At 57.2% G+C, this 20,388-nt stretch carries 17 protein-coding genes; 16 read left to right on the top strand and 1 reads right to left on the bottom strand.

From position 1 onward, the window contains the following. Window positions 1–53: 53 nt before the first annotated feature. Window positions 54–233 (bottom strand): hypothetical protein, encoded by a 180-nt coding sequence (locus ACMRQN_RS01155; protein WP_417042053.1) that lies wholly within the window; start codon window positions 231–233, stop codon window positions 54–56. 271 nt (window positions 234–504) lie between these two features. Here ACMRQN_RS01155 and ACMRQN_RS01150 point away from each other — a divergent pair, with 271 nt between their 5' ends. From ACMRQN_RS01150 to ACMRQN_RS01075, 16 genes are all read left to right on the top strand, one after another. Next, window positions 505–1,239, top strand: a complete 735-nt coding sequence (locus ACMRQN_RS01150) for an IS110 family transposase (RefSeq protein WP_418733456.1) — start codon at window positions 505–507, stop codon at window positions 1,237–1,239. Continuing rightward, a complete protein-coding gene (locus tag ACMRQN_RS01145; protein ID WP_418733479.1) occupies window positions 1,152–1,712 on the top strand; it encodes an IS110 family transposase in 561 nt (186 codons plus the stop codon). The genes ACMRQN_RS01150 and ACMRQN_RS01145 overlap by 88 nt, the downstream gene beginning before the upstream one ends. Window positions 1,713–2,083: 371 nt before the next feature. Next, a complete protein-coding gene (locus ACMRQN_RS01140) occupies window positions 2,084–3,250 on the top strand; it encodes a CynX/NimT family MFS transporter (RefSeq protein ID WP_418733478.1) in 1,167 nt (388 codons plus the stop codon). A 318-nt stretch (window positions 3,251–3,568) separates the two neighbouring features. After that, a complete protein-coding gene (locus ACMRQN_RS01135; protein WP_418733455.1) occupies window positions 3,569–5,041 on the top strand; it encodes a helix-turn-helix domain-containing protein in 1,473 nt (490 codons plus the stop codon). A gap of 559 nt (window positions 5,042–5,600) precedes the next feature. Continuing rightward, a complete protein-coding gene (locus ACMRQN_RS01130) occupies window positions 5,601–7,940 on the top strand; it encodes a molybdopterin dinucleotide binding domain-containing protein (RefSeq protein ID WP_418733454.1) in 2,340 nt (779 codons plus the stop codon). Further along, entirely contained in the window at window positions 7,941–8,288 is a 348-nt protein-coding gene (locus tag ACMRQN_RS01125) for a 4Fe-4S dicluster domain-containing protein (RefSeq protein ID WP_330033309.1), read from the top strand. A gap of 71 nt (window positions 8,289–8,359) precedes the next feature. Further along, entirely contained in the window at window positions 8,360–9,067 is a 708-nt protein-coding gene (locus ACMRQN_RS01120; protein WP_418733453.1) for a TorD/DmsD family molecular chaperone, read from the top strand. Further along, the gene (locus tag ACMRQN_RS01115; protein ID WP_417042058.1) at window positions 9,060–9,380 is read left to right on the top strand and encodes a DUF1883 domain-containing protein; all 321 of its coding nucleotides are present in this window, start codon (window positions 9,060–9,062) and stop codon (window positions 9,378–9,380) included. Before ACMRQN_RS01120 ends, ACMRQN_RS01115 begins: the two co-directional genes overlap by 8 nt. 51 nt (window positions 9,381–9,431) lie before the next feature. Beyond that, the gene (locus ACMRQN_RS01110) at window positions 9,432–11,801 is read left to right on the top strand and encodes a molybdopterin-containing oxidoreductase family protein (protein WP_417042059.1); all 2,370 of its coding nucleotides are present in this window, start codon (window positions 9,432–9,434) and stop codon (window positions 11,799–11,801) included. A gap of 3 nt (window positions 11,802–11,804) precedes the next feature. Then, a complete protein-coding gene (locus ACMRQN_RS01105) occupies window positions 11,805–12,296 on the top strand; it encodes an oxidoreductase (RefSeq protein WP_418733452.1) in 492 nt (163 codons plus the stop codon). Between the two features lie 193 nt (window positions 12,297–12,489). Beyond that, a complete protein-coding gene (locus ACMRQN_RS01100; protein WP_418733451.1) occupies window positions 12,490–14,439 on the top strand; it encodes an FAD-dependent oxidoreductase in 1,950 nt (649 codons plus the stop codon). Between the two features lie 60 nt (window positions 14,440–14,499). Further along, window positions 14,500–15,318 (top strand): SDR family NAD(P)-dependent oxidoreductase, encoded by an 819-nt coding sequence (locus ACMRQN_RS01095; RefSeq protein WP_418733450.1) that lies wholly within the window; start codon window positions 14,500–14,502, stop codon window positions 15,316–15,318. 65 nt (window positions 15,319–15,383) lie between these two features. Next, window positions 15,384–17,339, top strand: a complete 1,956-nt coding sequence (locus ACMRQN_RS01090) for an FAD-dependent oxidoreductase (protein WP_418733449.1) — start codon at window positions 15,384–15,386, stop codon at window positions 17,337–17,339. A 259-nt stretch (window positions 17,340–17,598) separates the two neighbouring features. Then, the gene (locus ACMRQN_RS01085; RefSeq protein WP_418733448.1) at window positions 17,599–18,837 is read left to right on the top strand and encodes an MFS transporter; all 1,239 of its coding nucleotides are present in this window, start codon (window positions 17,599–17,601) and stop codon (window positions 18,835–18,837) included. A 93-nt stretch (window positions 18,838–18,930) separates the two neighbouring features. After that, window positions 18,931–19,359 carry an FKBP-type peptidyl-prolyl cis-trans isomerase gene (locus ACMRQN_RS01080; RefSeq protein ID WP_277015015.1) on the top strand — a complete coding sequence of 143 codons (429 nt, stop codon included), beginning with the start codon at window positions 18,931–18,933 and terminating at the stop codon, window positions 19,357–19,359. 513 nt (window positions 19,360–19,872) lie between these two features. Then, window positions 19,873–20,388, top strand: a 516-nt coding sequence (locus ACMRQN_RS01075; RefSeq protein ID WP_418733477.1) for a transposase-like zinc-binding domain-containing protein, incomplete at its 3' end; no start/stop codon positions are given.

The following is a 20,388-nucleotide window of genomic DNA, read 5'->3' as shown; positions in this document are numbered from 1 at the left end:
CCCCTAGAAGGAAACGGACCCTTTATTGGGGTCCGTTTCCGGCGAAACTGCGTTTAGTGCCAACGTTGCGAAGTGAGGAAGAATCCCTCAACCGGCTTAACCTCGCTGTCGTCATCGACGAGCGAAGCGGCAAGCTCCTCTGCATTTCCGCAGATTTCGCTAACGGGGGCTTTGATTTCGTCTGCCTTCTCCGTCGCGACTTTTTCCTCGGGGGCTTTTTTCTCGTCTGTCATAGCGTCCTCCTACAATCTACTTATCGTGTTTTGACTGCTTCTATCGAACCATTCAGAATGCGATGCAGTTACTGGCGAGGCAGGTATGTCGACATATGTCCTGGGGCGCTTATCGCGACCCCGCCAAGGAGTCTGACAGCCTGCCCCATTCGGGGCGGTTCGCGGATTAGCTGGATGGCGGGGCCTTTGTTTGGCCACCCCGTGTCTCTTTCAGGAGGTTGCGAGCCCGTTTGGAGTGCAGGGGCCTGCCATGTGCGAAGGAGGCAGGTCCATGATCTACGCTGGAATAGACATAGCCAAATCGAGCCACGTCATCGGTGCGGTGGACGAGCGCGGCAAGGATGCCGCCAGGCCCATGCAGTTCGCAAACTCCGCTGAAGGATTCGGCAAGTGCGCAGCCTACCTCGAAGGGCTGGGCGCACCTGCGGAGGAGATGCTCGTCGGCATGGAAGCCACCGGCCACTACTGGCTGCCGCTGTTCAGCTTCCTGCACGCCCAAGGCTACGACGTCGTCGTCATCAATCCCATACGAACCGATGCGATGCGCCGCTTCAAGGGGAGCTCTCGGGTCAAAACCGACCTCGTCGACTGCATCCTCATAGCCGACACCTTGCGCCTTGGCGAGTTTCGCCCCAGCAAGCTCGGAGACGAGTCGATGGTAGAGCTGCGCCAGCTCACACGGCTTCACCAGGGTCTCAAGGAGAGCGTCGCCGACCTCAAGCGCCAGGTGATAGTGGCGCTGGACCAGGTATTTCCCGAGTACGATTCCATCTTTTCCGACACCTTCGGGGAGAGCTCCAAGGCGTTCCTGAGGAAGTGCCCGACCCCTGAGGAGTGCCGAGGCGTCCGCGTGGACGCCTCGGCAACACGCTCTCGCGCGCGAGTCGCGGCAAGCTCGGACGGGAGAAGGCCGAGGAGATCAAGGGCATCGCCAAGGAATCGTGCGGCATCGACAGAGGGACGCGAACCCTCTCCTTCCAGATCAAACTGCTCGTGGAGCAGATAGACTTCATCGAGGGGCAGATCGAGGAGGTGGAGGCCAGGATCGAAGAAGGGATCGAGACGACCGAGCCGCTCATCCTCACCATCCCGGGCATCGGACATATCCTCGGCGCGCAGATCGCGTCCGAGATAGGCGACATCCATCGTTTCCGGAACGCATCCGCCGTCGTCAGCTATGCGGGCATCAACCCCTCCGTCAGCCAATCGGGAAAGTTCTCCTCAAGCGAGAATCACATCACGAAGCAGGGCTCGCCCTACCTTCGACGCGCCCTCTATCTGGCAGCGACCGCGCAGCTCAGGCTCAGCACGCCTTTTCGGGATTACTACGATAAGAAGAGAGCAGACGGGAAATCCCATCGGGAGGCCCTCATAGCCGTGGCGAGAAAGCTCGTGCATGTCATATACGCCGTGCTGTCCAAGCAGGAGCCTTATCGCCCTGATGCGGTGAATGCGAATCCGGTATCGCGTTCTGAATGATTCGATATAAAGCTGTCAAGGTGCAAAAACCTACATTGCAAAACTGTCTAGCAAAATGCGTCTACGGGTCTTGACTACTCATAGCTGGTCTCCTTGTTTAGGTCAGGTTCGGGAACGACTATCTCCCTTGCCGGTATCCCGTGGGCTTTGTCCGCGGGTCCCTTCACCGGTTGACTCGATAGTAGTCTCAACTCAGCCCCGCGCCCATCGTATATGAGGTATGAGTTGAACCAGGGAATATCGGTCTTCGCGAGCGATAGCTCGCCTCATCTCGGTTTTCCTATAGTGAAAGCACGCTAAGAGAGGGGAGTGCGATGCAGTCAGATGGCAACAAGGAACAAGGAGCTTCAAGGTCGTATCAGAACCCAGTGATGATCGGAGTTGTGCTCCTTATCGCGGGCATTTCCGTTGCAATGATCCAATATAAGGTGCCGACGATCCTTACCGAACTAATGGCGCTGTTCGCAATGGATGCGAAGGCGGCTTCGTGGCTCATGTCGATTTTCACGCTCATGAGCATCTTCGTGGCATTGCCCACAGGCTGGCTCGCGCAAAAGTTCGGCGCTAAACGGATGATGATCGTCGCATGCGGCATCGCCATCCTCGGATCGCTGATAGGGGTCGCTTCGGGCTCCAGCGCGGTCCTCATCTTCTCCCGCGCTGTTGAGGGCGTCGCCCTTACGATCTTGACGACTTGTGGCCCGATAGTGGTGCAGAAGTGCGTGAAGCCCGAGAAAATCGGCTCCGCGATGGGAATCTGGGGAATCTGGGGTTGCTTGGGCTCGACCATCGCCGCAGTGGTAACGCCAACGGTATTCGAGACGCTTGGGTTCAGCGGTTTGTGGATTCTGTTTGCGGCGATTGCGGCATGCGCGGCGGTTCTCGTGTCAGTTGCCATTCGCGTTCCGCAAGAAGCGCAGGGGCAAGATTCCGCAGTGTCGGAAAGTGATGGTTCCCTTGCCGAGAAGCCGCGATACCGCGAGATGCTCACCAGGGATATTGTCCTGTTCTTTGTGGGGTTCGCGATTTTCAATATCTGCCTTCTCGCCATTCTCTCGTTCGTCCCGACCATTCTTCAGATGCAAGGGTTCGACCCAACGCTTTCGGGCCTCATCAGCACGGCGCCCATGCTTCTCTCGGTCATCTCTTCGCCGCTGTTCGGGGTGATATCGGACAAAATCGGGCGCTGCAAACCTCTTCTTGTCGCCGCGATGCTCGTGATGGGCCCGTGCACGCTGGCTCTTTACACGCAAACGGGGGCTTTGCTTTGGGTCGCAGTTGTCGTCATGGGCCTTGTGGGCATGGGCGGCGTTGGCATGTTCCTGTCGGGGTATATGAAGCTTCTGCCCCGTCCCGAGCTAGCTTCAATCGGTATGGGCGTGATGATTCTCGTTCAGGGCCTCGGGCAGTTTCTTGGCACATTTCTGGTACAGATTCTTCTTGGCCCGACGCTTGAGAATTGGGTGTTCGCCGGAACGGTGCTCATGGTTATGGGACTCTTGGGCACGGTCTCGCTGCTGCTCTGCCGACTAAAATAAAGCCTTACCTATGCGAATTTCTTTCTCCCCCTTGCCGGCCGTATGCTTCGTGCGGCCGGTTTTGCTTTCTCGGGAAGAGGGCCGTGCCTGTGCGGTTTCGCGAAAAGTATGAGAGATTTCATCAGGTAGAATATGACCCTCATACTACCCGTACGATGGTTTTAGCGCTCTTTGCGGGCGTAAAGTCGAGCCAGGGAATGCAGCCGAGGGGGAAAGGAACGCTCTCATACCTGCGCTGACGAAGGGTCGTACTCATCGCTGTCGCGAAGGTAATGGTTTGGGGTAGAGGTTTTTTGCACAAGGGGGACAGGGGGAATCATGAAAGACGAGATTGTCGATGAGCATGAAATCAAGGAGAAACCAATCGGCGCAGTCGAGGCAGACTTCGAGACGGTTCTTGTCGATGGGATTTTAGGTTTCGGCCTTTCAGTGGGAAATGTGGTGCTCGTTTTGATCATGGCGCTCGTCCATGCGTCATCTGCGATCGAGAGCAACATCGTTGCGATGTGCGTGGCGGTGCTAACGTGCCTGCTGCTGTTCATTGGTTTAAAGTTCACCGACGCGTTTCAGCGAGCGGTCGGTAGAAAGATAATCCTCGTGTCGTATATGGTGAGCTTTCTCGGCGCTGCTGCTTGCTTGATTCTTCGGCTTCCGTACTTGTCGGTTGTGCTTGCTTCCCTCGGAACGGTTGCCGCTTTCTTTTTATATGGAAGGTATCTTGCCTCGCTGGCGAGAAATGCTCTTATGTTCGTCGTCGATTCGATTTTCATTTACGTCGGCATCATGGTGTTCGTGATTTCACAGGCTGAGTCCTTGCTCTCTTCGGCGCTTCTGGGGACGTTATGCGTGGTGTCGACAATTGTCTCGGCGGCTTTCACCAAGAAGGACCACCCTTATGCCGACTTCGTCTCGGCTGAAGATTCGAAGCGCCGAAGCATAAAACTCAAGGGAAACAACCATACGCTTCTGCTGATAGGGTTCATGCTCTCTGCGGTTCTCATCGCGTTTTCGCTCGATTTCCCGAAAGAAATTATCACGTTGGCGATTGGAATTTCAATTGGCGCCGCCGGCCTTCTGTCCTTGCTTACGCGGCAGCTCGACGAGAGGGTGTACAAGGAGTGGCTGAAGAAGAGTATGGCGTTTTCGGCTGCATTGCTGCTTCTTCCCTTTCCCGTCGTTCCCGAAGCGGCTTGCCTTGGCCTTATCTGCCTCTATACCTGCTTTGTCTGCCTTAACATCATTGTTCTTGTGAACGCCGTCGTCGAGACGACCCGATTCGATATGATTTCTCCGATTTGGCTTTTTGGAAAGCACGGAGCTACCTATTTTGGGAGAATCTCCATTGGCGCCGCGGTTTGCACGCTGGGAGCTCTTGCCGGCAGTTATGTCGATCCGCAGATCGCTCTGTACGGGTCGATTGTCGTCATCGTCGCGTTCTGCTCGTGGATGCAGATTTCCGTGAACTATCAGATTTACCCGTTCGAGCCCGTCATCGAGGAAAACGAGGACGAGGAAACGAGCGTGCAAATCGAGCAGGAGGGGAAGCGCAAGCTTGTGTGGCAGCGCAAGATCGAGACGGCATGCGACCGATATAAGCTTTCTCCTCGTGAAAGGGAGGTCCTGCGTATTTTGCTGAAGGGGCGTGATGCGAAGTACATCATGGACCAGTTCTACATCTCTCAATCTACGGCCAAGACCCACATCTACAATATCTATCGGAAGTTCGGCATTCACTCTCGCCAGGATCTCTACGACTTCATCGAGGACATCGAGTTGGCGGAAGATGAGTAGACGGTGCATTTTCCGCCGAGCATAAGCGTCCTAGGGCCCTTCGCATTAAGCGGAGGGCCTTCTTGTTTGCTCATACGCGGTATGAGGCACCTTCTTGGCATCGGTGTGCAGTGCTTTGCCGAATCCGTTTGGCTGCGCGTCGGAAGCTTTGAGATTATGAGGTTATGACCTGGGAAAACTATGAATTAAAAACCTCAGACCGTCCCGTCTCGGACACGTGGTATGAGGGTATTTCCCCTCCTGAAATGCATTTCCTCACTTGCGTACGATTCCTCGCCTCCGCTCTCGGGGCGTACTTTCTCGGTAGACGTTATGTTCCCGTCGAAATGTGCGTGTTGGAGGCTTGGAGGGAGCCTTCTTCCGACCTACGAGCGCGGTCTTTCTCGCACAGCAATCTCAGTTTTGCGTGACTTGGATTGTGAAAGGCAGCGTGCGAAGCCCCAGAAAGGAGTCTTACGCAATCAACGGTCGCTCGCTTTGCTTTAGGGGAGCTTCGAACTTGCTGAAAGGCGAGGCAGAGCGAAATGGCGAAAGCCAAAGACGAGAAAGAGGAGAGGGCATGAAGATTTTCAAAGGCCAGGGTACTGCCGATTTGGGCAAACCGTGGCGCTTCGAAGAAGACGGATTGACCGTTACCCGCGGATGCGCATGGTCGCCTCCCGGGTGCCATCCTACCGGTTGCGGAATCAAAACCTATGTCAATGACGCTGGCGAATTGGTGAAAATCGAAGGCGACGAGAACCATCCCATCACCAACGGCCGTCTTTGCGTGCGTTGTTTGACTATGCGCGACTTCGTGTACAACCCCGATCGCGTGCTTTACCCGATGAAGCGTGCGCGCGAGGATCGAGGCAAAAACAAGTGGGAGCGCATCACGTGGGACGAGGCGTTCGACTTGCTCGCCGAGAAGGTTGACTACTACAAGAAGACCTACGGTGCGGAATCCATCCTCATCATGGGCGGCACTGGCCGCGAGGGTGGCCCGATGCTTCCCGCGTATGCTCACTCCGCGATCGGCACCCCGAACGATTGCTATACGCAGTCTGGCTACTCTTGCTACATTCCTCGCGTTGCGGGCACCACGTATGTTCTTGGCGCCACGTATCCCGAGATGGATTATGCGGGCGGTTTGCCCGGCCGCTACGACGACCCCATGTTCAAGCTTCCTGAGCTCATCGTCTTTTGGGGCAAAGAGCCTTTGCCGTCGAACGGCGACGGGTTGTTCGGGCACGCAGCAATCGATATGATGCGTCGCGGCTCGAAGTTGATGAGCATCGATCCCCGTGTCAACTGGGTGTCGACGCGTGCCGACTGGCATCTTCGCCTGCGTCCTGGTACGGATGCGGCACTCGGCATGGCCATGCTGAACGTGATCATCTCCGAGGACCTCTACGACCACGACTTCGTTGAGCGCTGGACCTACGGCTTTGACGAGCTTGCCGAGCGTGTGAAGGACATGCCCGCCGAGAAGGCGGCCGAGATCACCGGCGTCGATGCCGACCTCATCCGCGAGGCGGCGCGCGTGTACGCGAACGCGAATCCTGCTCAGATTGCATGGGGCCTTGCTATCGACCAGAAGTCGAATGGCGTCCAGGCAGGCCATTGCATCCTTGCGCTCGAAGCTATCACCGGTAACATCGACGTTCCGGGCGGCCAGCTCATCGGCGATGTTAACGACGGTCTCGAGCTCGGTTTCGGTTGGCAGAACCTCGGCCCTGAGCTGCAGAGCAAGATTTTGGGCATCAAAGAGTATCCGGCTTACGTCGGCCTTGTCCTTGCATCCCAATGCGACATGGTCCTCGATGCCCTCGAGGCGGGCGACGATGCCCAGTATTACCCGTTCAAGATGGGTGGTTTCGAGGACACGAACTTCCTCGCCGGCACGTGCGCGGCTCAGCCGAAGCGTTGGCACGATGCGATGGTGAAGAACCTCGAGTGGTGCTTCGGCATCGACGTGTGGATGACCCCGACGATCCAGGCGTGCTGCGAGCTGTTCCTTCCGCTGTCGACCACCGTCGAGCACGACACGGTCGTCTATACGCATTACGGAGCGTCGCCCATCATGGCGGGCGCCGTCAACAAGGCGATTACCGTTGGAGAAGGCAAGGGCGACTGCGAGATCATGTACGAGATTGGCAAGCGCTGCATGCCCATCAACTACGACAAGTTCGCCAACTACTACGAGTTCCTCAACTACTACCGCCTCAACAACAAGCAGACCTTCGAGGAGCTTCGCGAAGAGGTCGTTCACCAAAAGATTGAGACGCTCTCTTATAAGAAGTACGAAACGGGCAAGCTTCGCCCCGACGGACAGCCGGGCTTCAACACGCCGACGGGCCGCGTCGAGCTGTACTCCACGATGTTCCGCCAATTCGGCGAAGACCCGCTGCCGTACTACATGGAGCCCCAGCTTTCTCCCGTATCGACGCCTGAGATCGCCGAGCAGTATCCGCTCGTGCTCACGACGGGCGCCCGCACGTACTGCTACTTCCACTCCGAGGGCAAACAGATTCCCTACCTGCGCGAGATGAATCCCGATCCGCTGATCGAGATTAACCCCGAAGATGCGCTGAAGTACGGCGTCACCGATGGCCAGTGGGTCGAGGTCGAGAATCCGTTCGGAAAGGTTGTGCTGAAGGCGAAGGTTAGCCAGATCGTGAAGCCGGGCGTCGTCCATGCGCAGCACGGCTTCTGGTTCCCCGAGAAGGACGCGGAAGAGCCGAGCCTGTACGAGGTGTGGCGCTCGAACATCAACGAGCTCGTCCCGCATAAGTACATTGGCAAGCTCGGTTTCGGCGCACCGTTCAAGTGCCTGCTCTGCAGCGTGAAGCCGATCGCTGAGAACTACGACACGGACATGATGGAAGTTTGGGATCGTTTTGGAAAGCTGGTGATCTAGATGGCAGCGTACGGATTGCTCATCGATTACGAATTCTGCACGGGCTGCCAGTCTTGCGAGGTCGCCTGCAAGGAAGAGCACAAGATTCCTGTGGGCCAGTGGGGCATTCGAGTTCTCGACGATGGTCCGTGGGAGTGCGAGGACGGCAAGTTCAACTGGAACAAGATTCCGACCCCGTCCCGCCTTTGCGATCTTTGCGCGGAACGAACCGCGAAGGGCAAGCAGCCGACCTGCGTGCACCATTGCCTCGCCGGCGTGATGCAGTACGGTACCGTGGCTGATCTCGCCAAGGAACTTGAAGAGAAGCCTAACCAAGTGCTCTTCGTTCCGAAGCCGTACAAGTACTAGAGCGGGAAGATTCTAAGGACACGTCATGGCGGGCTGGCACTTTTCGGCCCGCCCTGGAAGAGGGGGGAGTCATGGGGAGCGCAGAGGAAAGCCGCCATCTCGAAGACTGCATCGAGAACTATGGGATGCTGTCGAGGCTTTTCCGCCTTGAGGTGGATGCAGATTTGCTCAACGACCTGGTGGACAGCCCTTGCGTGGATAAGACGGGAAATATCGAGTTCGATGAGGGATACAGAAAGATGCGTTCCTTCCTCGATTCGATTTCCGATATAGCCCATGCGAAGTCCGATTTGGCCATCGACTACTCCCTCGTGTTCCTTGGATATGGCGTCGACCCCGATAGCGCTGGCGCAGCAGGCGCCCGCGCGGCATATCCCTACGAGTCGTTTTTCCGAACGGGAAGCAAGGCCCTTGGCGGAGAGCACTGCTCGGAAGTTTCAAACGAATATCGCTCCCACGCGTTCATGCCGACCAAGACGAGAATCATTGCTGAAGACCACATAGCCTGCGAGCTCGAATTCCTGCAGTACCTGGCAAGCCTTGAGCTTGAGGCAGTGCGCGAAGGCGATGACGAGGCGGTCCTTAAAGCTCGTCGGGACAGCCTCGAATTCCTTCAATCGCATCTGCTCTCGTGGATCGACGATTTTCGGAAGGAAGTCGAGAATCATGCAGATACCTCGTTCTACCTGGGTCTGTGCGAGATGACGAAAGGGTGGCTCGAGATAGACGAGAAGGCGCTGCAAGATTCTCTGAGCGGGAAAGGCGGAAGCGATGACTAGCGGTATGGGGCCGGACGGCCGTGGATGGGGTGCCAAGGAGGTTGAATACGATCTAGGATTTGGCGGCCCCGGCAAAAGCGTGGTAATCAACATCACTCGCTCGATTGACGTTCGGATCATGGATGAGGAGAACTACTGCAAATACAAGGCCGGCGAAAGCTGCGCCGCCTTTGCGGGGCGCCTTCGCTCATCACCGTATCGATTTTCGCTTCCCCGGGATGCGAAATGGCATGTCGTCATCGACCCTTCGACGTATTCGGGAATAGCGGAATTCAACGTTCGGTTAATGGACGACGACTTGTTGGACAACTAAGGAAGCAAGGTTAGCTGGCTAGCCTTGAAAAAGAAAGAGGGAGAGTGAACCATGGAATTAAGCGATTACAAAACAGCTCCCGTCGTGAAGCTGGATAGTCTTTCCGACGTGAACGACATCGGCAAGCCTTGGCGTTACGAAGACGACAACATGACCGTTACCCGTACCTGCCCCTGGTCTCCTCCGGGATGCCATCCGGTCGGCTGCGGTCTCAAGCTCTACGTTGACGAGAACGGCAAGCTCGTTCACGTCGAGGGCGACGAGAACCATCCTGTCACCCAGGGCCGTCTTTGCCCGAGGTGCATCACGCTCAAGGATTACGTGTACAGCCCCGCTCGCATCGTCAAGCCGATGAAGCGCGATCGCGCTGATCGCGGCAAGGAAGACGCGTGGGTCGAGTGCTCTTGGGACGAGGCGTTCGCTATCGTCAAGGAGAACTACGAGCGCATCTGCGAGCAGTACGGTCCCGAGTCGATTATCGGCATGTCCGGCACCGGTCGCGAGGGTGGCACGATGTCGCTGTACCCGACGATGGTGTTCGGAACCCCGAACTACTGCTACATGCAGTCGGGCTACGCGTGCTATACCCCCCGCCTTGCGGCGGCGGCCTATATTACGGGCACGACGTACTCCGAGTGGGATTACTCCGGCGCTCTGCCTGGTCGTTGGGATGACGAGCGCTATGAGCTGACCGAGGTCATCGTCATGTGGGGTAAGGCTCCCCTCGAGTCGAACCCTGACGGCTTCTTCGGCCATGCCGTCGTTGATGCGATGCGCCGCGGAACGCGCCTCATCCAGATCGACCCGCGCATCAATTGGCTTTCTGCCCGCGCCGATATCCATCTCCAGCTGCGTGCCGGCACGGACACCGCTCTGGCGATGGCGATGCTCGACGTCATTATCAAGGAAGATCTCTACGATCATGACTTCGTCGAGTACTGGTGCTATGGCTTCAACGAGCTGGCTGAGCGCGTTGCGACCATGCCGGCGGAGAAGGCCGCGGAGATTTGCCAGGTTCCCGTCGAGAAGATTTACGCGGCAGCGCGCATGTACGCGAAGGCGAAGCCCGCAGCGATCATGTGGGGCCTTGCTGTCGACCAGAAGACCGACGGTATGCAGAACAGCCAGTGCATCATCGCTCTGCAAGCGATTACCGGCAACCTCGATCGTCCTGGCGGTCAGCTGATGCCCGGTTCCGATTCGGGCCACAATGAGCTTGGCTTCGGCTACAAGGAATGCATTCCCGACGAGGTCTTCCAGAAGATGATCGGTCTTGATCAGTATCCTGCATACTGCAACATGATCCTCAACTCGCAGGTCGACTTGATGCTCGAGTGCTTGGAAACCGACAAGCCGTATCCTATCCGCATGGGCTTCTACATGGGCGACAACGCGCTTTCCAACTGCGCGATGGAGCCGAAGCGTTGGCACGACGCGCTTATCAGGGCGCTCGAGTTCTGCATCGGAATCGACACGTTCATGAACGCGTCGATTCAGGCCACGTGCGATCTGTTCCTCCCCATCGCGACGGTTGCCGAGCGCGAGGGCACGGTCTTTACCCACTATGCACCTTGCACGGTGACGGCTGGCTTCATGCATAAGGCCGTCGACTGCGGAAACCTCCCCTCCGACATGGAGCTTGCCTACCGTCTGGGCAAGTACCTGCATCCGGAGCGCTTCTCGAAGTGGGCCAACGAGCACGAGCTCGTTGAGGCGTTCCGTCTCGGCGTCGAGGACCACGGCGAGACCTTCGATCGCGTTTCCCAGTGCGTCGTCGCTCAGGTTCCTATCGAGTACTACAAGTACGAGAAGGGTCTCATGCGCCCCGACGGCCAGCCCGGTTTCGCAACTCCGACCGGCCGCGTCGAGCTGTGGTCGACCGCGTACAACCAGTTCGGCGACGATCCTCTGCCGTACTACATCGAGCCCGAGTTCAGCCCGATTGATGAGCATCCCGAGATCAAGGAAGAGTACCCGCTCGTCCTCACCACAGGTGCGCGCGTCACGGCGTTCTTCCACTCCGAAGGCCGTCAGATCCCGTATCTGCGCGAGCTCAATCCCGATCCGCTGCTTGAAATCAACCCGGTGACGGCGCAGGAGCGCAATATCGCCGACGGCCAGTGGGTGCGCGTTTGGAACATGTTCGGCGAGGCGCTCATGAAGGCGAAGGTGACCGAGGCGGTAGACGAGAAGACCGTTCACGGGCAGCACGGATGGTGGTTCCCCGAGGAAAGCGGCGACGAGCCCAACCTGTACGGTACCTTCCGTTCGCAGATCAACAACCTTTGCCCCAACGGCCATATGGGCAAGCTCGGCTTCGGCGCGCCTAACAAGTGCATGTGCTGCAACGTGGAGCCCATTGCTGAGTCTTACGACACGGACATGAATCTCATCTGGGAGAAATTCGGAAAGCTGGTGTAGAAGATGACGACCTACGGACTTTTGATCGATTACGAATACTGCACTAACTGCGGCTCTTGCCAGGTCTCCTGCAAGGAGGAGCATGGCTACCCGGTGGGCAAGACGGGCATCTCCGTTCACGCCGACGGGCCGTGGCGCATCGACGACGACAACATCAACTTCAACTATTTCCCGCTGCCGACCGACCTGTGCGACTTGTGCGCAGAGCGCACGGGAAAGGGCAAGGAGCCGCTGTGCGTGCACCATTGCCTCGCGAACGTTCTTTACTATGGGCCTGTTGAGGAGCTCGCGAAGAAGCTCGAGGACAAGCCCAAGCAGATGCTGATCGTTCCCCAGTTCATGCCTCGTGAGGCAAGGGGCGAGTTCGTCCACGTCGAGAATGAACTCGACCACCGCAAGGCCGCCCATATCGAGGTCGAGGGCACGGGCTCTTCGACGTTCGGCGCGCACCGCCATGACGCGAAGGTTGGCGAGTACAGCGAGGACGCCGTCTAATCGCGAAACAGTTTTGAAATGGTAACGAGCTGCATTGTTCTCGTTGCCAAACGGAGGCGCGAAACATGGAGTCAACCTCGTGCGGAGGATGGCCTGTGGAGTAGCGCCTCTTTTCGCGTTCCTGCAGGTGATTGCTTGCGATGGGGCAAGGCGTGGCAACGCAATCGCATTCTCGATTTGAAGGAGGCAGCATATGCCCGCTTTCAATGATTACGAGCACGTGTACAAACCTCTGCCATTAGGCAGAACAACTCTTAGGAATCGAATTATCTTTTCGCCGATGGTTTGCGACTATGCCGATAGCATTGGTCAGCCGACCCAAGGCTATATCGACTTTATCGAAGAGCAGGCAAGAACCGGCGTGGCACTTGTCAATGTCGGTGCGACGCCGGTCAATTGGGATACCGCTCCCGACTATCCCGCTGAGCTCGACGTCACTCAGGACAACAAGATTAACGGGCTCGTGCTTCTTGCAGACGCGGCACATAGGCACGGCGCGAAGATCTCGATCGAACTTGTCCATGCAGGTCGCGGCGTTCATCCTGAGCTTATCAAGAGCAAGTGGGCCTTAGCGCCGTCGAATTTCCCCATCCCTGGCCAGTATCCCTATATCAAGGAGATGGACCAGCACGACATCGAGGAGACAATAGCGTGCTATGTCGATTGCGCCAAACGCTTGAAGCGCGCACAGTTCGACGGCGTTCTCGTCCATGCCGCACACGGGAACCTTCTCGGGCAGTTCCTCTCCCCGTTGACAAACCACCGAAGTGATTGCTATGGCGGATCTCTTGAGAACCGCAGCCGGTTTCCCCTGATGATTCTCAAGGCAGTCAGGGAAGCCGTTGGCGACGATTTCTTCTTGGACATGCGCATAAGCGGAGACGAGATGGTCGAAGGCGGCATGAAGATCGATGAGGTCATCGAGTTCATCAAGATGGCGCAGGAATACATCGATATGGTGAACATCTCGGCTGGCCTTATCGTCGACTGGCGCGCCCAATTCTTCACGATGCCCCCGTATTACCAGCCGCACTGCCTCAACGTTTCGCTTTCTCGAGCGGTCAAAGAGTGCCCCGATGTGACGATTCCCGTTACCGTTGTCGGTTGCATCGCCAATATCGATGAGGCTGAGGAAATAATTGGAAGTGGAGCTGCCGATGCTTGCTATATGGCGCGGGCCCTGCTTGCCGATCCCGAGATGCTTAAGAAGTCATACCGCGGGGAGCCGGAATCGGTGCGGCCGTGCTTGCGCTGCTATTCGTGTGCCGATGGCGGGGGGAACCATATCTCGTGCGCAGTGAACCCGCAGCTTGGTCGAGGCCATCGCTACTGGGAGATTCGCCCGGCGCTTAAAAGGAAGAAGGTCGTTGTCATTGGCGGAGGTCCCGCTGGCATGATGGCTGCACAGACTGCCGTCAGACGCGGGCATGACGTTGTTCTTTTCGAACAGAACGAATCGCTCGGGGGCACCCTTAACGATATCAATAAGCTTCCTTTCAAGTATGACTTGCTGAACTACACCGAATGGGTCGTTGGCCAGACGCTTGCCTGCGGCGCCGACATTCGCCTTGGTGTTGAGACAACTCCTGAAGTGGTCATGAGGGAAAACCCTGATGCGATAATCGTTGCAACAGGCGCCGAGCCGGTTAAAGCTTCGATTCCGGGCATCGATCGCGAGAACGTTGTTCCTGTGCGCGACGTCGATTCCGGTCGTGTGAAGGTTTCCGGCGAGGTGGTTGTCTGCGGGGGCGGGTCAAGCGGTTGCGAAACGGCGCTGGCGCTTGCGATGGATGGCTGCAAGGTCACCATCGTTGAGAAGGGGGCTAACGATAGCTTCGCCCACGGAATGACGCATATCACGAGAGGGATGCTGGTTGCTCTTCTCGAGAGTAATGGGGTTGAGTGCCTAGGCGAGCATGTCGTCCTTTCTGTCGATGACGAGGGAGTTCATGTTGGGGACTCGCAATGGCAAGAACAGGTTCTCAAGGCGGACTTCGTTGTTGATGCGCTTGGACTGAAGCCGACGCCATCTGAGCAGTACGTCGAATTGATTCCCGAAGTGCATGTTATTGGCGATTGCGGCCGAATCGGCAATATCTATCGCGCTAACCAGTCTGCGTTCGATTGCGCGATGGAGTTGTAGCGGCAAATCGAAATGGCGAGACGCTTGGGAACAGGCGTCGAATCGAAGGATGTGAAGAACATGGACATTATCAAAAACGTCCCTATCTCCTGTATGGAAAATGCCTTCTCGGTCAAGGGATTGAACGTCGTTGTGACGGGAGGGAACCGCGGGCTGGGTCGGGGGATATCGCAGGCGTTCGCAGAGTGCGGTGCGAACGTGGCGATTCTCTGTCGAAACGAGGAATCGGGCGCCAAGGCTGCGAAAGAGCTGGAATCCCTCGGCGGCAAGTGCTTTTGCGTGCAATGCGACGTCGGAGATTTCGACAGCGTGATGGCGGCGAAAGAGGCGGTCGCTCGTGAATTCGACCACATCGACGTGCTTGTCAACAACGCGGGAATAGACGCTCATAAAAGCCTCTTCGACGATGAGCGGCTTGAAGAGTGGAAGCGCGTCATGAGCGTCAATCTCGATGGCGTGGCGGCTTGCGTTCAACAGTTCGGCAAGTGGATGATGGATGCTCGACGCGGCGGCAGCATCATCAACATCTCATCGATTGGGGGTCAGGGCATCGGCGATCCCCGCATCAATCCCATGCCTCCGTATAACGCTTCGAAAGCGGCTCTCGATCACCTCACTCGGCACCTCAGTATCGTGATGGGGGACTACGGTATTCGGGTTAACTGCATCGCCCCTGGTCCTACCCACTCCGGGCTCGATGGGGATCTTCCCGATAAGATCAACGACTTCATTCGCGATACGATGCCCGCCCATCGCTTCGGGGAGCCGATCGAAATCGGCGCACTTGCTGTCTATCTGGCATCCCCTGCTGGGTCCCAGGTTACTGGCACCGTCATCAACCATGACGGTGGGACGATGGTTGTTGGACTGACATTCTAGCCATCACGTTGAAGCCCCTCTCGCTGCATACGAGAGGGGCTTTACTGAATCATGAGGTGATTGCAATGGTTGACTTTAACGATTACCCACACGTTTTCTCTCCTGTGAAGATTCGGAATATCGAGCTGAAGAACCGCCTGGTGTTTTCCCCTGTGGTATCGGGGCACGCAGGTGTTGCGAATGGCGAAGTTACCGAAGCGCTGGTCAAATTTTTGGGCGCGCAGGCCCGATCGGGCGTTGGCATGGTGACAATCGGTGCCTCTCCGGTTGATCAGGGGCGAGCGAGGGACTTCTACGGCAGCCTTTCGGTTTGTCGCGACACGGATGTTCCGGGATTGCATCGATTGGTCGAGGAGGTGCATCGTTACGGGGCTGCCATCTCGTGTGAGATTTTGCATGCCGGCAGAATCGCCCAGCCTGGCGCTCTCGCAGGTCGCAGGGCTTGGGTCCCTTGGCTGGCACCCGATATGGATCCGAATGCCTTCGAGGAGATTTCCGAAGCGCAGATGGACGAGGTGATCGGGGAGTTCCAGGCGGCGGCTGTCCGTTTGCGCGATGCCGGTTTCGACATGGTGATGATCCATGGCGCTCACGGCAACCTGGTCAGCGCCTTTCTTTCGTCTGCGACCAATCAAAGGACAGATGCTTACGGCGGTTCGCCCGAGAATCGGATGAGATTCCCTTTGAAGCTTGTTCGAAAGGTTCGGGAGGCGGTCGGCGACGATATGGCGATCGACTTCCGAATCAGCCAGAACGAATACGTGGATGGGGGCATCGAACTCGAAGACGTTATCGCGTTTCTCCAGGCTGCTTCTCCCTATATCGATGACGCTCACCTGTCGGGTGGCTGGATTTTCGATCCAGTGTACGTGAAGTACATGATGCCCGGGTACCCGCAAGATCGCTGCTTGAACATTCCTCGAACTGCCGTTGTTCACGATGAGCTCGATATACCCGTAACGTGCGTCGGGAACATCCCTGATATCGCCACCGCCGAAAAGATTCTCGCAGAAGGCAAAGCCGACATTGTGGCCATGGCCCGCAACATTCTTGCGGATATGGACTTTGTGAACAAGGCGTACCGCGGAAAACCCGAGCTCATCCGCCCGTGCCTTCGCTGCATTGAGTGTGCATCTCGTCCGGCTGTTGGGGGAGGGGTCCGCTGCTCGGTTAACCCCCAGTTGGGGAGAGAGCTTTATTACGATTCGATTCAGAAGGCGAACCAAAGGAAGAAGGTCGTCGTCATCGGCGGTGGACCTGCGGGAATGATGGCTGCCCAGACAGCAATCGAGCGCGGTCACGAGGTCGTGCTGTTCGAAAAGGAAGCTCAGTTGGGGGGTCGTCTGCACGAAGCGTCGGCACTTTTCTGCAAAGTGGATCACCACAAACGCTACCTCGCTTGGGATGTTGCCGAAATGATGCGCAGCGGTGCTGATGTGCGTCTTGGGGTCATGGCGACGCCCGAGCTGGTGATGTCCGAGAATCCCGATGTTGTTATCGTTGCCATCGGCGCAGAGCACATCGTTCCCGATATCGAGGGAGTTGAAAGCCCTCGGGTGATGAGCGTGACGGATGCGGATTTGGGGCGAAGGCCCATCGGGGAGCGCGTGGCGATCGTCGGCGGTGGCTTGTCGGCTTTGGAGTGCGGTATTCAGCTGGCTTACGAGGGGCATGAAGTTGTGCTTCTCTCCCGTATCGCTGAGAATGATAGTTGGCATGAAGTGATGAACGAATTGCGCAGCGGCCTGATCGAGCTCAAAGACCGCTACGGGGTCGAGATTATAGACGAAGCAAATGCAGTGAAGATCACCGATAGCGGTGTCGTGTACGAGAGGAATGAGTCTCTTTGCGAGGTTCGCGCGGATACCGTCGTCCTCGCGTGCGGTTTGGAGCCGAATAAAAACGCAATCACTGCGTTTAGGGAAATGATGCCCGACGTCGTCGTTGTTGGCGATGCGCACAAGACGGGCAATATCTTCGCTGCTAACACGGATGCCTTCAATGTCGCCGTGGAACTATAGAGTTGGGAGTGCTTTTGGCCGCATGAGGGGCTATTCGGACCAAGCCGTCGTCAGGAATTGAATCGGACGAAAAGTATGAGACTTCAATTTCAGGCCTCATACCCCTTTTTCCTGCGATTTTACGTACGTAAGGGCCATTCTCAACCCGCTTCAACCCTATGGATAATCGGCTTGCGGCAAGTTGTGCGATTTGCCGCAAGCCTCGCTAAAGGGGAATTGTTCGAGGGGACATAGCAAGGTCATTTAAAAGGAGGAAGATATGTCAGAGAAGGCGCTAGACAAATCTAAGTGTATAAATGGCAGTTATGGCTGGGTCATTGTTCTCTTCACGATGTTGGTTGGTTTTGTGCCCGGCTCCAACATGGCGAAGGCGATCGCTCTCGCTCCCGTCGTTTGCCAGAATTTCATGATCGATAACGCGACGTTCGGTCTTGTCGTTGCGGCGTTCTACATCATGGGCTTCGTGATGGCGTTCCCGACGACGGGCTTGGTCAACAAGTGGGGAATGAAAGTGTCGGTTGCCGTCGCCGTCGGCTGCGGCGTCGTTGGCTCTATCATGGGTGCAATGGCGGGAACGAACACGACGCTGTTCATCGTGAGCCGCGTTGTCGAGGGTGCTTCGTTCGGCATCATGGGCGTTGTCGGCGCATCGTCGATCGGCCCGTGGTTCTCTCCTGAGAAGCGCTCGCTTCCGCTGTCCATCTGGTCGATGTGGGTTGCTGCCTGCATGTGCGTATGCCCGATTCTGTTCGGCTGGCTCGTTGAGTCTCTGGGCGTGACCTGGGACGGCATTTGGTGGGGCACCGCAGTTTACGACCTCCTCGTCGGTATTCTCTTCATCGTGTTCTACCGCAAGCCGCTCGACCTCGATTCGGCGAGCTCTATCGAAGAGGCAGATGCTGGAAAGGGCGCGAACATCAAGCGCGCTCTCAAGAGCCCGATGCTTTGGGCTATGGCGCTCATCTTCCTGTTCGATGAGGCTGCATACATGGCCATCAATGGCTTTATCGTGACCTATCTGAGCACCGAGCTCGGCGCTACGCTCGTTGCCGCGAACGCCATCTTCTCGCTGTTCGGCTTCATGGGCGCTATCACGCCGCCGGTTTCCGGATGGATCACCCAGAAGTTCAACAACCATCGCTGGGTTCTGCTCGTCGGTCTTATCATTGCGGTTATCTACACGGCTCTCGTGTTCCATCTTAAGGACCCGGTCCTGTTCTACCCGCTGTCTATTCTTGCCGGTATCGTCGGCGGTTGCGTGCCTTCGATTCTGTGGCAGTTCACGCCGAACACGGTCGATACCGTCGACATTCCCGCCGCGAACGCTTTCATGGCCTTCACGCAGAATATCGGCATGACCATCGGTGCTCTTATCATCGGCAACGCCATCACCATTTGGGGTTGGGGCATGGGCTCCTGGATCGGCATGGTGCCGCTGTACATCATCTGCCTGATCATTTACTTCGCATTCGGCTGCCACAAGAAGCTCAAGCTCTAGAGCTTCGTCGATTCGCGAGTTTGACCCGATCGTAGGTGGGCCAGTAGTGTGAACCGCTCTGATGAGGGCGCTCTTACCGAAAAGGGGTTTGCAATGGGAAATGAAAGAAGAGGAAAGATCGCGCTCATCCGCTACGATGGCGGAGTGCTTGGAGAGCGGAAGGTCGACCATCGCACGGGCGAGCCGCTTGCGGTCAGGATCGGTGCGAGCAGATTGCCGAAGGGTATCGACAACGCGCTTCTCAATATGGAAATCGGGGAGAAGGCAACCCTTATCATCCCTCCTGAAGAGGGGTACGGGAATGCGAACCCGAAGCTCGTCAAGTGGTATCCTCGCCAGGTGCTTGATCATGGGTACGATATCAAGAAGGGCTCGATGATCATGTGGGAAAGCGAGGACGGTCTTGCGAAGCGTCCGGCAATGGTGGTCGATTCCACGAAGGACAACGTCAAGATTGACATGAACCACCCTTATGCTGGCAAGACGCTTGAGTATTGGGTCGAGCTCGTCGATGTGAAGTAACCCGAAGTTGAGAAGGTTGTAGAGAATGTGCTATCCCTGTACGTCATGCGGTAGATGCGGGAAATTCGATCCAAACAGCCCGCTTTATGCTCCGCCACCGGAGATACCGTGCTTGAAGTGCGGCGGATCGATCGATCCTGCAACTGGTGCGTGTCGTGATTGCGGGTACCAGGCGTTCGCGCCGACGGGAACACAGTCTTCTTTGGGAAAACGAGAGGCAACGAAAAGGTAGCTGAACCCTTAGCTGGTTCCCAGTATCGCCCCTCTGCTGCTATGGCAGAGGGGCGATTGTGTGTGTGGTGGGAGGGATACCTTCCGGCTTATAGGACAAATAGTGTGTCTGATTTTGGGCGTTGGGGGGTGCAGGCCAGCGCCCATTTTTTATGGGAAAAGTCATCCGAATCGACTTTCCCGCTCGGACAAAAAGTGTGTCCGGTTATTGACGTTTTCCCAGGTCGCATGAGGAAATTCACGGCAAAAAGTCATCGATTTCGGGAGGATGCCGTGGATAATATGACATGCCCGTCCTGCGGAGGGCCCATGAAGCGGAACGGGAGGGCCCCGTCGGGTTCCCAGAGATGGCGCTGCCGGTCGTGCGGCGCCAGCGCCACGCATTCAAACGACGTGGCGGCCAGGGAGCTCGCGGCCTTCGTCGGCTGGCTGTTCTCGCGCGGGAGGCAGGCCGATATGCCGGGGCGCGGCCGAACCTTCAGGCGGAGGGCCGCCCTCTTCTGGCCGATATGGCCGATGCCGGAGGTGGTGGACGAGGTCTTCCGCGTCGTCTACGTCGACGGCATCTGGATCGCGCGCGACTGCGTGGTGCTCATAGCCTGCAGCGACGAGCACGTGCTGTCGTGGCACCTCGCGCGCGCCGAGGCGACCGCCGCGTGGCGCTCGCTGCTCTCGCGCATCGCCCCGCCCGACATGGTGGTCACCGACGGCGGCAGCGGCTTCGCCTCGGCGGTCGCGGCCGAATGGCCGAGGACGAGGGTCCAGAGATGCGTGTTCCACGCGTTCTGCCAGGTCAAG

The sequence above is a fragment of the Ellagibacter sp. genome (assembly GCF_048412355.1).
Lineage (GTDB): Bacteria > Actinomycetota > Coriobacteriia > Coriobacteriales > Eggerthellaceae > Ellagibacter.
Note: the sequence above shows the minus strand (reverse complement) of the source record. Positions and strands in the feature narration are given on the sequence as shown.

Excerpts from the sequence above, each read along its gene's own strand:
- ACMRQN_RS01155 (WP_417042053.1), bottom strand. The coding sequence starts at position 233 with ATGACAGACGAGAAAAAAGCCCCCGAGGAAAAAGTCGCGACGGAGAAG.
- ACMRQN_RS01150 (WP_418733456.1), top strand. The coding sequence starts at position 505 with ATGATCTACGCTGGAATAGACATAGCCAAATCGAGCCACGTCATCGGT.
- ACMRQN_RS01140 (WP_418733478.1), top strand. The coding sequence starts at position 2,084 with ATGATCGGAGTTGTGCTCCTTATCGCGGGCATTTCCGTTGCAATGATC.
- ACMRQN_RS01135 (WP_418733455.1), top strand. The coding sequence starts at position 3,569 with ATGAAAGACGAGATTGTCGATGAGCATGAAATCAAGGAGAAACCAATC.
- ACMRQN_RS01130 (WP_418733454.1), top strand. The coding sequence starts at position 5,601 with ATGAAGATTTTCAAAGGCCAGGGTACTGCCGATTTGGGCAAACCGTGG.
- ACMRQN_RS01125 (WP_330033309.1), top strand. The coding sequence starts at position 7,941 with ATGGCAGCGTACGGATTGCTCATCGATTACGAATTCTGCACGGGCTGC.
- ACMRQN_RS01120 (WP_418733453.1), top strand. The coding sequence starts at position 8,360 with ATGGGGAGCGCAGAGGAAAGCCGCCATCTCGAAGACTGCATCGAGAAC.
- ACMRQN_RS01115 (WP_417042058.1), top strand. The coding sequence starts at position 9,060 with ATGACTAGCGGTATGGGGCCGGACGGCCGTGGATGGGGTGCCAAGGAG.
- ACMRQN_RS01110 (WP_417042059.1), top strand. The coding sequence starts at position 9,432 with ATGGAATTAAGCGATTACAAAACAGCTCCCGTCGTGAAGCTGGATAGT.
- ACMRQN_RS01105 (WP_418733452.1), top strand. The coding sequence starts at position 11,805 with ATGACGACCTACGGACTTTTGATCGATTACGAATACTGCACTAACTGC.
- ACMRQN_RS01100 (WP_418733451.1), top strand. The coding sequence starts at position 12,490 with ATGCCCGCTTTCAATGATTACGAGCACGTGTACAAACCTCTGCCATTA.
- ACMRQN_RS01095 (WP_418733450.1), top strand. The coding sequence starts at position 14,500 with ATGGACATTATCAAAAACGTCCCTATCTCCTGTATGGAAAATGCCTTC.
- ACMRQN_RS01090 (WP_418733449.1), top strand. The coding sequence starts at position 15,384 with ATGGTTGACTTTAACGATTACCCACACGTTTTCTCTCCTGTGAAGATT.
- ACMRQN_RS01085 (WP_418733448.1), top strand. The coding sequence starts at position 17,599 with ATGTCAGAGAAGGCGCTAGACAAATCTAAGTGTATAAATGGCAGTTAT.
- ACMRQN_RS01080 (WP_277015015.1), top strand. The coding sequence starts at position 18,931 with ATGGGAAATGAAAGAAGAGGAAAGATCGCGCTCATCCGCTACGATGGC.